The sequence below is a fragment of the Brevibacillus parabrevis genome, assembly GCF_022701015.1.
Classification (GTDB): domain Bacteria; phylum Bacillota; class Bacilli; order Brevibacillales; family Brevibacillaceae; genus Brevibacillus; species Brevibacillus parabrevis.
Genome location: NZ_CP064090.1, coordinates 129922 through 144350 on the forward strand (window position 1 = coordinate 129922; position 14429 = coordinate 144350).

A 14429-nucleotide genomic window follows, 5' to 3' on the forward strand; every position below is an offset into this window, starting at 1 on the left:
ATATGTGATTTTGATTTTTTCTGATAGTGGTGGGAACTAGGCGGGCAGCCTGTGGGCGGACAAGTATTGCCAATCAGCTTTTTCATCTTCAGGCAAAAAAGAGAAAACCCGCTTTCTCCTGCATGGCAGAAAGCGGGTTTTTATGCGTGATTAGTCCCAATTCGGCAAGTTCACGTCTTCGTCTTTTATCAAAATTTCTTGGTATTTCACGATCTTATTGTTCGCGTCGACCTCGAACAAAATGAACCACATGCCGGGCACTCCGCGGAACTCCCCTGACTCGTGCAGTTGTTTCGCATCATCTGGAACGGCATCGCCAGCTTTGTACTTATCAGTTGGCTGTCTGTCCGACATCGTGTTCAAGTAGCGCACGTTGTTAAAATCAATTGCGGAAGGCAGAACAACTTTGGAGAAGTACTCATCTGACGAAGCTTCCAAATGGGCACCAAGCTCTGGCAAAGGGGTTGGTGTGCCTGGGTCGGTCGGCGTGCCTGGATCAGTCGGCGTGCCCGGATCAGTCGGCGTTCCCGGATCAGTCGGCGTACCTGGATCAGTCGGCGTTCCCGGATCAGTCGGCGTGCCCGGATCAGTCGGCGTTCCCGGATCAGTCGGGGTGCCTGGATCAGTCGGGGTTCCCGGATCGGTTGGCGTGCCTGGGTCAGTCGGCGTGCCTGGGTCAGTCGGCGTGCCTGGATCGGTCGGCGTTCCGGCGTTTTCCACCGTTACGGCCAGATGCTTCTCGCCCGCTTCTCTCGCTTCGAACATCAGCGAATTTGCGGAAATCGCGACGTGATAGATGCTGTTCAATTCGAAATCGTCAGCGACTGCCTGTCTGATTTTTTCCGCAACCTGCTCAGCGCTGTCGTTTGCCTGTACGGCAACGGCAAGTTTTTTATCAACTTGGCCGTCCGCAATGTGCAGGATGACCTTCCCTGTAACGGCAGCTCCTGTGGTCACTCTAACCCGGAAGATCGCATTTTCGCCCTTATGCCCGTAGTGCCCTTCTCTTACTGTGGTGAACGAACCCCACGTCAAGCCTTCTACAGCCGAGCCGGAGCCATTTTCCACCACGCTCATCAGCACAGTCGCTTCATCGCCAGCGCCTGGCATTTGCTTGATGATGATTCCCGCCGGATCAGAAGACATGATTACTTGGTAGTTGTTTCCTTCCGGGTGATGTTTAAGCGCTGCTGTCAACACGGATGCCACTTCCGAAAGCATTTGCTCTGTGTCCCATCCGACATACAGCTTCATGTTCAAAGGTAGTTTACGATTCAAGTAATCAATCGTGTTTACATCCGTTCCGTTGATCGACATGTTCAGTACGAGCAGTGCGGTTCCCGGGCCGTTGATCGGCTGTCCGTTTGCTCCTGTAACCGTGCCGGAAAGCGGCAGGAAGTATTCTCCGAGAACTTCCGTTGTCGCCTCTCCTTCCTGTCTGGTCACCACATCTGACAGAACCACCCCTGTGCTGTCCGCAAGTGCAACCTCTGCGTCTACATGAACCGTTGCTTCAACATGCACAGACTGATTTGCCTTAACCCCTGTCGGCAAGTTCAAAAGGCTGCCTGTCACGGTTACATTTTGTGCATTTTTATCTTGTTTTTGGTAATTGACCGATTGCAAATCCCACTTCACGTCAGCCTGAATCGTGCTGTTGTCCGTCAGGTTTACCGTTACATGTGTCGGCAGATTGAAGCCTTTTTCTGTTGCGTTCGTCCCGTTGGCAATGCCGCTGATGGAAACCGAATCGACACTCTCTACATAACGAACTGCTTGAACCGTAACATTTGCCGTCGCAGTCTGATTGTTCTCCGCTACTCCTGGCGGAAGGTTTACCAGCGTACCTGTCACGACTACCGATTGCTCTTGCTCATCTGAATCATTGTAGGTCGATCCCGCTACATCCCATGTTACGTCTACTTTCGCGTTTTTGCCGTCCTGCAAAGTTACATCCACCTGTTTCGGCAAGTAAGCGGCCAAATACGTTTTGCTGATTCCGCCCGGTACATTCGCAACAGTTACAGTCGCTACATTGGTAATCGGCACGGCATCTCCAGTCGCAACGGTAGCCTTCGCTTTCAGTGTGCTGCCTGGAACAATTCCATCCGGAATGTTCGTCAGGTTGCCTTCGACCTCGAACATCTGCGCTGTTGCTTTGGCAGGATCATAGGTTGTGCTTGCTACGTCCCACTGAACAGGCACTGCTACTTTTTTGCCCCCGGACAACACGACTTCAACGGTTTCCGGCAAGCCCAATGCTTTTGCCGTTTTCGCCGTTCCGCTCAGTACACCTGTGAGTTGGACTGGCGTAATGCTTTCGATTTCCCGTGCGGCATTGACAGAAATTTGGATTTCCGCCTCGACATTTTGGTCGTTCTTGATCCCGCGCGGCAATCCGTAGCGATCTCCCAGACGGCCTTTGATCGTGACAACATGGGCTGCCAGGTTTTGTGGATCATAATCGCCTTGCTGCCATGTAACACCCACGTTTTGGGTACTGTTATCACTGAGCGTAACCGTTACTTCATTCGGAAGACCAAGCTGATAGAAGTTAGTTCCGTTTTCAACGTTCGTCTTCATCGGCACGGAAGCTACGCTCATGACTTGCATCGCACCCTCAACCGTGATTTTCGCCTGTGCTTTGAGGTTTTGCGCGTTTTTCACACCTGTTGGCAGCTCTGCGCTCCAAGAACTTCCTCGCAGAGTACCTACGGCTGTAAAGGTCTGTTTGCTGGACAAATCAGGATCGTACGCGCTAAAGTCCCAACGCACATACAATTCTGCTTTTGTTCCATCGCTCAAGGTCACTTCTACCCAGCTCGGAAGCTCGAAGTTATAGGCAGGGGTGTGGTTTTCGTACGATTTTTCCGCAACCTCTGGTACGCTAACGATCGTTTTATCCGTGTTCGGTACTGGCTGTCCTTTGGAAGCTGCATCAATTTTTGCTGTTTGCGCATCAATGCGAGCTTGCCACTCGGCAATGGTTGTGGCTTGCGCCATTGTTTGCTTCGCTGCATCCAGTGCCGCTTGCGCTGCCTGTCCGCCATCCTGAACCGCCTTCTGAATGTCTTCCGCGGTAGCGAGTGCGAGCGATTCGTATGCTTCGACTGCCGTTTTCACCAGAGCGAGCTTGTCCAAAGCTGTTTTCAGATCGTTCAGGGAGTGCGCTCCCATTTGGATGCTTCCCAGATCGACATTCGGCGTTGCCGTCAGCTTCTCGATGAGTGCCAGCAGTTCATTTGCGTCTTGGTTTGCAAATGTCAGGCTGCTTGTACCCAGACTCAGCTCTCCCAATGCGCCGCGAATGTCCAGCTTGGCATCTGTTACCGTGCTTCCAACTTCCAGCTTGCCGACTTTCGCCCCAGTATCGAGCTGGACAAACGAGTTGCCGTTGACCACAACATCCCCTGCGATCGTTCCTTGCAGCTTGATCGGTTGCTGCGTGGAACCGGACATGATTTCCAGTCGCTGAACGGAAGAGTTCGGGTCCACTTTCACGCTGCCGCCATCCGGGTCCGTAATCGTGATTTGCTGGATCGCGCTTCCGGCTCCTCGTACATCGAGCGTTCCCACCGCAACGTTTTGCACTTGCACGCCGTTTACTTTGACGTTTTGCAAAATGACCGTAGCATTCTTCGCATCAACAACCAGACTGCCGTTGCTTCCGCCCGTTCCGCGAATATCGAGATTTTGCAGAGTAATGGTGCCTGCTGCGTTCGTGCTGATGCCAATGTTTCCGTTCACTGTAGTCAAACCGCTGTTAGGCCCATATGAACCGAGGCTGGAAAGCTGGAACGATTTGTTGAATGTGCCTGCGGCTTTGTTTGGCGCAAGCTCGCTGTTCGGATCAACCGGGATGGTTGGCGTAGTCGGAGTCGTTGGCGAAATGACCGCATCCAAAAATTGAACTGCAAACGAATCGGTAGTCAAATCACGGGACGCGCCGCTCACTTTTTCTTTCGCTACGGTTACTTTGAGCTGGGAAACGCTATCGCCAGCTGTGTGTCGCTCTGCTTTTCCCGTGAAGCTGATGCGCAGCTTCTGGTCATCTACGCGGACAACATTCGCTTTCAAGCCAGCAGGGAGCTTCGCTACCGTCACATCTTCGTTTGCAATATCTTGTGCAAACGTTCCAGCTGTCAATGTTACTTCCAACTGTTCAGCAATTTGCCCGTCATTGGACGCGGACTCTGTCACGCGAGATTGGCCCAGCACCAGCTGCGGTCTTTTTCCTGCGCTCACTTCAATCGCGAACGCAGCAGAGACTCCCGCGATCGTCGCCGTGACTTCCGTTGTTCCGGCTGCCTTCGCTGTAACGACACCGTTTTCGCTAATCGTCGCTACCGCGTCGTCCGCGATTTTCCAGTTCACGTCGTTTCCGCTCACAACCCGACCCGAACGATCGGTTGCCACAGCCCACAACGCAAGGGAGCGATCCTCGGCATCACTGTCATGCAAAATCGCGTCGTGGCCAAAGTGCATGATTTCTACTTTTTGCGGCTTCGTGCCTGTTCTTGCCACCGTAAATAGCTTGGCGCTGGCCTCGTAATCTTTATAGGTTACAGCCATACCTACTTCCTGATCTCTTTTGGCAGGTTCAATCGGCTCGAATACTAGCGTAGCGGTCTGTGTTTCCTCGTTCCAGTCTACACGGGAGACGGACACATTTTTCTGTTTCTTGTTAATGGTGGTCGCAAGCGTAAAATCATCAGCAGATGGCATGCTGTCAGCAGCATCATGCACTTTCATGGAGACAAATCCATTGGCCGCTTCCAGATTCGTTACCAATGCATCCCCCGGCGTTACCTCCAGCTTGAGCGAAGCGGTTTTCTTGCCGGATGTCGCTGTAATATTTACCGTTCCCACACCTACCGCGCGCACATTTCCTTTTCTGTCAACGACAGCGATCTTCTCGTTGCCCGATTTCCAGACAACAGACGGATCTTTCACTTGTCGGCCAGCTTTATCTCTGGCAACAGCCACCAAAGACATGCGGTCATCTTCGGTTCCAAGTGCCAGTTCGGCGTCTGCCCCGATGTACTCGACGGACAAACTCTCCATGCGCTCTTGCCTGCGGGCCAGCTCATAGCTGGTTGTCACGGGTTCATTGCCTTTGTAGGAAATAGCGATATCTACTTTTTGTTCCTTCGTGGAAAAAGCAAGCGGACTGAAGGAGATCAGCGCAGTGGATGTCTGCTCATCCCAGGCAAATTTGGTTACCTTCACTGTTTTTTGCCGTTTGCCGTTCACGTCCAGTGCCAGACTGAAATCGCCTTGCACAGGTTTTTTCTCCTGTTTGCCCGTGAATGCAACCTTGATCAGACCGTTTACCGCTGACACAGAAGCAATCGCGAACGGCTTCTCACTGGAACTGGGCGCAACGTGAGACTCTACAGCACTTGCATACGTCTGGGCACTCTTCGACATGCCAAACGCAGTTACTGGTGACAGTGGCGCAACTGCCGACAGGAGGAAGCCGGTCGAGATCGCCACGTGACAAATCGTTTTCTTTTTCATTTCTACTGCTCCTTTTTCATAAATAATGATCAAGAGTGAACATATAACGATAATCATTATCAATAATGCCGCAAAAAAACAGGGCTCGCAGCGCGTATCCCTGTCATTTACTGAAAATGATAATCCTTCTCAACTACAGGCATGAATCATTATGCTCCTGTCCTCAACATCCGTCAAGAAATATTTTACATGTAAATTTTTTGCTTTCGAAAAATCTTTCTTGACAAATATATTGACCTTGTATAAAAATTTGGATGTCCCGCGTGAATGATAATACTTTTCAACTACGGCAATTTTTTCAAATTCATGCCGGGGTGATTTTTTTGAAGCAGTCAGCAGCGCTGTTCAAGCTGTACGCGTTTCCGTATCTCGTTCTATTGATGCGTATTTTATTCGGAGTAGGCTGGTTTTTGGCCGGGTTGACCAAAATTACGGAAAAGTCCTGGTACTCCAAGCCAGGCATATTTCTTCACGACTATCTGGTTCAGGCCGCACAAAAACCGCAAACGCCCGATTTTTACAAAGTTTTTATCAATGAAATTGCCCTGAATCACGTCATGTTTCTCAACTACGTCATTCCGGTCGTTCAGATTGCCATCGGCATCTTGTTAATGGTCGGTTTGTTTATCAAACAAGATATTCTCTTTTGTCTGTTCATGCATATCAACTTTATTTTGTCAGGAAATATGAATCTGACCAGTCTCGTGCTCTACACCAGCGCCTTCGGTTTGTTGCTGTGCCGAAGCTACACGTATGCGTACAGCCTCGATCGGGCTTTTGGCCGGGCACCATCTGAACGCGAAAAAGACCCCGCGCTTTTCCTGTCTCATCATCCATAATCTCGAAGCTTAAGGCACAAAAAAGCCCCGCTCTGTCCTAGGCATCTGCTCTAGGCAAGAACGGGGCTATTCAGTCATGCTTGATATGCTATCTCGTCGTCGTGAACCAGCCAAAATGCACGTGCTCACTGGCGTAATAATCGGTCTGTCCCTGGAAATAGCGCTGCTGGATCACTGCTGGACTGGCATGCTCGTGGAGGGAAAAACCGAGGCGGGAAAGATCGCGTGCAAGCTCCTCCGGGTCGAAGCTCGTCTGGAACGGCTCGCCGATTTTTCGCAATTCAGCCTGCATAATCAGCTCTGTATTGGTGGGAGTGAAGTAATCAAAAATGACCGAGCTGCCCGCAGGTGTCGTCTCGGCTATAGAGCCCAGTGTCGCAAGCACTTCGTCTCGTGACAGGTACATCGTGACCCCAAGCCAGCTAACAACCGTCTTCTTTTGCGGATCATATGCTGTACGGCGAAGCGCTTCTGCCAGGCTTTCTTTGGCAAAATTCACCGGAACGAAATGCAGCTGAGGAGACATCTCCCACCCCAGTTCAGCCAGCCGTTCCTGTTTGAAAGCTTGCGTCGCCGGATGATCGACTTCGAACAAGTGAAGCTTCTCCAGCAGTTCTGGACGCCGGAAAGCAAACGTGTCCAGCCCTGCACCCAGGATCACGTACTGCTCTGCTCCTTGCTCTACAGCCTGCTCCAAAATCTCCTCTGTATACCGTGCCCGGCTGACCACCTGAGGCAAGCCCATCGCTTGCAGCAGGGCAGGCAGCGTAGTCATTTCCCCGGCGCCCGCTCCTGATGTGGGACCGCTCGCAAAGCCTTGCTCGATAAGTGTACGGCGTTCCTCCGGGATCAGAGCCAGAGCCAGAAAATCGTCAAAAATTTTAGGAGTCTCGTTCATGGCGTGGTAACCGCGAATGTAGGCAGAGATGATTGCAGTCAGGCTTACCTGGTTTTCTTTCATCAGACATCCTCCCTTTTGCCAATCAGGTTTGTATGCTTCAAGGAGGAGTATAGCAGGGACGGGGATATAATAAATATTTTAAACATTTAATTATATCATAAATTTATTTTTGTGTCAAGTGACTTATTTGTCCGTTTGTTGACATTTTTTCGTTTTGTCGCTGTAAAAAGCAGGTGATCGTGCTGGGCGTTAGGGCTACGTTCATGAAACAGCTTTGCTGAATCATCCGTCCTCTCCAAAAAAACGGGGCTTCCCACTAAGGGCAGCCCCATTTCTCGTTTCTCGTTACATTGTCCAAACGTCCCGTTTACTTCTCGCTTGTATCTGCGAGTTGCTCCGTGCCGTCTGCGGTCTGGTATGCGGCATGTGGCATGGTGGCCTCCGCAATCTCAGCAAAAGCCCAATGCGTCTGTGGAACGTCTTTCCAGATCATCTTCGTCATGCCTTCAAGCGGTCCCCTGCCCGTTACGCGATTGAACAGAGCCGTTGCTTCCGCACGAGTCAGTCCCTGATCTGGATGGAATAATCCATCGACATATCCTTTCATGATGCCTTGCTCGACAACAGCGGCAACCTGCCATACGGCCCAATGACCTTGTACATCTGCAAAAGGCAGATTCTTTTTGGCCGTATACAAGTTTTTCCACTTGGCGATAATACTTGCCATTTGCGCGCGTGTCACAATTGCCTCCGGATGGAACAAACCATTGGCGTCTCCACTCATCAATCCGGCATCGCGCACCTTTTGAATCGATGCTGCAGCCCAGTGACCAGCTTTTACATCTGCAAATACGCCGCTCTCTTGTGGAACAGATTGACCTGTCTCTTGCAGGAAAGACGCTAACATCGCAGCCATTTCCGCACGAGTCAAGATTCGGTTTGGCTGGAATGTCCCGTTCGGGTAGCCGACCATATACGCCGGATGTTCTACATACAACTGTTTGCCTTTCAAGGAGAGAATCGTGAACGTGCTGAACTTGCTGATTTCAATCTCGATACCGACAGGCTTTCCGTTTTCGTCGTAACGAATGGTTCCTGTCTTCAGCTCCTTCTCATCGTCCGCATGCTCTACAAAAACGGCAAGTGTAGAGAGGAAAGCCTGCAAATCATCCGGATTTTTCGGCAGCTCGACATCCTCCAACGGGAAAGTGACACGCGTTCGGTGGTTGCTGTAGTTGGTTTCAATAGTCATCGGCTTGCCCACGACTTGTACTTGCTGTCCACCCGTTGCTCGTTGCACGATCTCGTCGTCGATCGTTTGCTGTGCTATCTCTTTTTTGTCTTGTGAATTGGTAATCGGTACAATTCGGAAATACAGCTTGTCTGACAACATCGCCAAAGTTTCTCTTGGAATGGTAATGACGACATCTTTGGTGCGAATCTCAAGCGCAACCCGCTGCTGCTTGATCAGCTCAAGGGCATTTGTCGGCACTGTTACCAAGATTTCATCAGCCGGACTGCCCGGGAGATCATCAATCGCAATTCGAATGATGTCTTTTTTGTTTTGCTCTGCTCTTTGCAAAATGGCTTTGGCTGTTTCCTGATGCAGGACGACTTCGTCTGCTTTTTTGTTTTTGGAGGTGGTAGTGCGTACGATTTCAAGCGGCTCGAACACAATTCCTTCGTTACCTGCCTCGACTTTGACAGTTCGCGTCTGGTCCTGTGGAGTTGTTTCCGGTTGCTTGCGCCGCTCCTCTTTATCTTTTTTGTCATCGTCACGCTCTCTGTCCCGCGTCGCTGCCCTGACAGTCACTTTGACGCTGGCCCCCAAACGCTCCGGATTTTCTACATCATCCGGCAGGTTGACCAAAATCCCTTCCACGGTGAAACGCTGCTTTTCCTCGCTGTCAGGATCATAGTCGGCGCTGTCGACATCCCAGCGGACTTCGACTTCAAGTGTGCTATCGTCATCCAACGTTACCCTGACCTCTTCGGGGAGTCCCAAAGCAGAGGCTGTTTTTCTTGTGCCGTTTTTTACATCATCGATCGCTTCCGGGTTTCGGACTTTGACGATTTTGCGGACCTGCTCATTTTCAGCACGGACTCGCACCTGAATGCTGGCTGTGAGATCTTTGCTGTTGGTTACCCCTTTTGGCAGCTTCACCAATTCTCCTGTTACGGTAAAGCTTTGACTTTCCTTGCTTTCGGGATCGTAATCAGCTTCAGAGACAGCCCAATCGACGCTGACAGAAAGCTTGCTGTCGTCATCGAGCGTCACTTCGACCCGCTCAGGCAGTCCCAACGCTTCTGCCGTTTTCGGCGTTCCATTGGAAAGGCCCGTGATTGGCGCCAGTTCAGCCACGCGGACAATGTCAGTTTCTTTTGCCGAGTCTGCTAAAACGGTCACCTGAATGCTGGCTGTCAAGTTTTGCGGGTTGGTAATGCCGCCTGGCAGATGAACCAGGTTGCCGTGAACGGTAAACGTCTGCTTTTCTTTGCTGTCAGGATCGTATGAGGCATCCGCTACCAGCCAGTCCGCATCTACTTCGATCGTTGCACCGCTATTCAACGTCACTTCTACCTGCGAAGGCAAGCCTAGCGCGGAGGCTGTTTTCGCCGTGCCGTTTGGCAAGCCAGTTATCGCCGGAGCCGGTTTGACATTGGTCACCACGATGCTTGGTACGTAGATGGAGTAAGATTCTGTCATGACCGAGCTGTCTGTCATGCCTGGCTTTGTTGCCATGGCTTTGATCGTGAGTGCGCTGTTTACAGGGATTGGTGTGCTGTAAACGTCGCTGCTTGCTGTCGGTGTGCTTCCGTCTGTTGTGTAGTAGATGGTCGCTCCCGGCGTGGTAGTTTTCAGAGTGACAGGGGTTCCCGGTGTGACCATTCCACTGCCTGGTGCTGCCGTTGGCGTCGCTACTTGCGGTTGCGGCAACGGGGTTATGGTATAGCTTTCGCTCATTACTGTGCTGTCCGTCATGCCTGCTTTCACGGCAATTGCTTTGATTGTAACCGCTCCGGTAATCGGGATAGGCGTACTGTATACGTTGCTGCTTGTTGTTGGCGTGTTGCCGTCTGTCGTGTAGTAGATCGTCGCTCCTGGTGTGGTTGTTTGCAACGTGACAGGAGTTCCCACTAGGACCGCTCCACTGCTTGGTGTTGCCGTTGGTGTCGCTACTTGCGGTTGCGGCAACGGGGTTATGGTGTAGCTTTCGCTCATTACCGTGCTGTCCGTCATGCCTGCCAAGACGGCAATGGCTTTGATTGTAACCGCTCCGGTAATCGGGATAGGCGTACTGTATACGTTGCTGCTTGTTGTTGGCGTGTTGCCGTCTGTCGTGTAGTAGATCGTCGCTCCTGGTGTGGTCGTCTGCAGTGTGACAGGAGTTCCCACTAGGATAGCTCCACTGCTTGGTGTTGCGGTCGGAGTCGCTACTTGCGGCAGTGGCAATATCGTGTAGCTCTCACTCATCACTGTACTGTCCGTCATGCCTCCGAGAACCGCTATTGCTTTGATCGTTACTGCACTGTTAATCGGAATAGGTGTGCTATATACGTTGCTGCTTGTTGTCGGCGTGTTGCCGTCTGTTGTGTAGTAGATTGTCGCTCCTGGTGTGGTTGTTTGCAACGTGACAGGAGTTCCCACTAGGACAGCTCCACTGCTTGGTGTTGCCGTTGGTGTCGCTACTTGCGGTTGCGGCAACGGTGTTATGGTGTAGCTTTCACTCATCACCGCGCTGTCCGTCATGCCTGCTTTCACGGCAATGGCTTTAATCGTTACTGCACTGTTAATCGGAATAGGTGTGCTGTACACGTTGCTGCTTGTTGTCGGCGTGTTGCCATCTGTTGTGTAGTAGATCGTCGCTCCTGGTGTGGTCGTTTGCAGTGTGACAGGGGTTCCCACTAGGACCGCTCCACTGCTTGGTGTTGCGGTCGGAGTCGCTACTTGCGGCAGTGGCAATATCGTGTAGCTCTCACTCATCACTGTACTGTCCGTCATGCCTCCGAGAACCGCTATTGCTTTGATCGTGACTGCACTGTTAATCGGAATAGGTGTGCTATATACGTTGCTGCTTGTTGTCGGCGTGTTGCCATCTGTCGTGTAGTAGATCGTCGCTCCTGGTGTGGTCGTTTGCAATGTGACAGGGGTTCCCACTAGGACGGCTCCACTGCTTGGTGTTGCGGTCGGAGTCGCTACTTGCGGCGGTGGCAATATCGTGTAGCTCTCACTCATAACCGTACTGTCGGTCGTGCCTGCCAAGACGGCAATCGCCTTAATCGTCATCGCACTGTTGACCGGAATCGGTGTGCTGTACACGGGGCTACTTCCTGTTGGGGCATTTCCATCTGTAGTGTAGTGAATCGTGGCTCCTGCTGTATTCGTACTCAACGCAACCGTCGTTCCTGCTGCTACTGCTCCGCCTGTCGGATTCGCCGTTGGCTGTTCTGCCTGCGGCATGATGGTATAACTCTCGCTCATCACTAAGCTGTCGGTCATGCCCGCTTTCACCGCAATGGCCTTAATCGTCATCGCGCTGTTGACCGGAATCGGTGTGCTGTACACGGGGCTACTTCCTGTTGGGGCATTTCCATCTGTAGTGTAGTGAATCGTGGCTCCTGCTGTATTCGTACTCAACGCAACCGTCGTTCCTGCTGCTACAGCTCCGCTTGTCGGGTTCGCCGTTGGCTGTTCTGCCTGCGGCATGATGGTATAACTCTCGCTCATTACTGTACTGTCCGTCATGCCTGCCTTCACGGCAATCGCCTTTATCGTCATCGCACTGTTGATAGGAATCGGTGTGCTGTACACGGGGCTACTTCCTGTCGGGGCATTTCCATCTGTGGTGTAGTGAATCGTGGCTCCTGCTGTATTCGTACTCAACGCAACCGTCGTTCCTGCTGCTACTGCTCCACCTGTCGGATTCGCCGTTGGCTGTTCTACCTGCGGCATGATGGTATAACTCTCGCTCATCACTAAGCTGTCCGTCATGCCTGCCAAGACGACAATCGCCTTTATCGTCATCGCACTGTTGACCGGAATCGGTGTGCTGTACACGGGGCTACTTCCTGTTGGGGCATTTCCATCTGTAGTGTAGTGAATCGTGGCTCCTGCTGTATTCGTATTCAACGCAACCGTCGTTCCTGCTGCTACTGCTCCACCTGTCGGGTTCGCCGTTGGCTGTTCTGCCTGCGGCATGATGGTATAACTCTCGCTCGTGACTGCACTGTCCGTCATGCCTGCCTTCACGGCAATCGCCTTTATCGTCATCGCACTGTTGATAGGAATCGGTGTGCTGTACACGGGGCTACTTCCTGTTGGGGCATTTCCATCTGTAGTGTAGTGAATCGTGGCTCCTGCTGTATTCGTACTCAACGCAACCGTCGTTCCTGCTGCTACAGCTCCACCTGTCGGGTTCGCCGTTGGCTGTTCTGCCTGCGGCATGATGGTATAACTCTCGCTCATTACTGTACTGTCCGTCATGCCTGCCTTCACGGCAATCGCCTTTATCGTCATCGCACTGTTGATAGGAATCGGTGTGCTGTACACGGGGCTACTTCCTGTTGGGGCATTTCCATCTGTAGTGTAGTGAATCGTGGCTCCTGCTGTATTCGTACTCAACGCAACCGTCGTTCCTGCTGCTACAGCTCCGCCTGTCGGATTCGCCGTTGGCTGTTCTGCCTGCGGCATGATGGTATAACTCTCGCTCATCACTAAGCTGTCGGTCATGCCCGCTTTCACCGCAATGGCCTTAATCGTCATCGCGCTGTTGACCGGAATCGGTGTGCTGTACACGGGGCTACTTCCTGTTGGGGCATTTCCATCTGTAGTGTAGTGAATGGTGGCTCCTGCTGTATTCGTACTCAACGCAACCGTCGTTCCTGCTGCTACTGCTCCACCTGTCGGATTCGCCGTTGGCTGTTCTGCCTGCAGCATGATGGTATAACTCTCGCTCATTACTGTACTGTCTGTCATTCCTGCCTTCATGGCAATCGCCTTAATTGTCATCGCACTGTTGACCGGAATCGGTGTGCTGTACACGGGGCTACTTCCTGTTGGGGCATTTCCGTCCGTGGTGTAGTGAATGGTGGCTCCTGCTGTATTCGTACTCAACGCAACCGTCGTTCCTGCTGCTACTGCTCCGCTTGTCGGGTTCGCTGTTGGTTTTTCTACCTGCGGCATGATGGTATAGCTCTCACTCATGACTGCACTGTCTGTTATGCCTGCCTTCACGGCAATCGCCTTTATCGTCATCGCACTGTTGATGGGAATCGGTGTGCTGTACACGGGGCTGCTTCCTGTCGGGGCATTTCCATCTGTGGTGTAGTGAATCGTGGCTCCTGCTGTATTCGTACTCAACGTAACTGTCGTTCCTGCCGCTACTGCTCCGCCTGCCGGATTCGCTGTCGGCTTTTGCGCTTGGCTAATCGGAGCATTTCCTACCAAAACTAATCCTGAAGTTCCTGAAGCCACTACCTTGCCATTTCCAATCCTTACAGCCGATACTGATTTGCTTCCGCCTGTATTTTCTCCTGACCAAGTGGAGCCATCTGGCGAGCTGATTATGGTCTGATTCGTTCCGCCTGCAAAAAAATGTCCTTCATCAAAAATCACGGTTGCATAGGAAATCGCTCCTAAGCCTGTTGGCGGTGTCTGTACTGTCCAGTTGACTCCATCATCAGAAACATACAGGTAGCCCGTTAAACCAACGGCTACAAATACTCCATTTCCATATGCTACGCCATAGAGCTGCTTCGTCGGGGCCGCAGTGTTCACCTTTTGCCATGTTTCTCCGTCGCCAGAAGAATAAACAACAAAGGTACCACCCGTTCCTTTACCTACAGCAATGTATTGACCCTCTCCATATGTAACCGAGTTGAATCCGGTGATCCCAGATACTGTACGTTGCGTCCATGTCTGCCCGTCCGTTGAGACAAGAACCGTTGTGGAGGTACTTGAAGTAACCACTACTTTACTTCCATCACTGGCTATTTCAGAAAAAGCGACTCCAGCTCCCACTCCCGTATTATTCGACACCCAATTTCCAGCTACTCCCGGGTCCAACCCGTCATTAAGGGTGAAAATTTTTCCGTCCGAACATGCCGCTATCCATTTCGTTTTAAAATGATAGGTAGCATAGACAGCGCAACCAAATGGATCTGCTGCC

4 protein-coding genes are annotated in these 14429 nt (G+C 51.7%); 1 reads left to right on the forward strand and 3 read right to left on the reverse strand.

The features are described from left to right. Positions 1-150: 150 nt before the first annotated feature. A complete protein-coding gene (locus tag IRJ17_RS00565; RefSeq protein ID WP_242772713.1) occupies positions 151-5520 on the reverse strand; it encodes an Ig-like domain-containing protein in 5370 nt (1789 codons plus the stop codon). A gap of 323 nt (positions 5521-5843) precedes the next feature. Here IRJ17_RS00565 and IRJ17_RS00570 point away from each other — a divergent pair, with 323 nt between their 5' ends. After that, positions 5844-6359 carry a DoxX family membrane protein gene (locus IRJ17_RS00570; RefSeq protein WP_229049817.1) on the forward strand — a complete coding sequence of 172 codons (516 nt, stop codon included), beginning with the start codon at positions 5844-5846 and terminating at the stop codon, positions 6357-6359. An 88-nt stretch (positions 6360-6447) separates the two neighbouring features. Here IRJ17_RS00570 and IRJ17_RS00575 read toward each other — a convergent pair whose 3' ends face one another. Continuing rightward, positions 6448-7320 (reverse strand): class I SAM-dependent methyltransferase, encoded by an 873-nt coding sequence (locus tag IRJ17_RS00575; RefSeq protein WP_242772716.1) that lies wholly within the window; start codon positions 7318-7320, stop codon positions 6448-6450. A 307-nt stretch (positions 7321-7627) separates the two neighbouring features. Next, a complete protein-coding gene (locus tag IRJ17_RS00580) occupies positions 7628-14038 on the reverse strand; it encodes a chitobiase/beta-hexosaminidase C-terminal domain-containing protein (RefSeq protein ID WP_242772718.1) in 6411 nt (2136 codons plus the stop codon). Between the last annotated feature and the right edge of the window lie 391 nt (positions 14039-14429).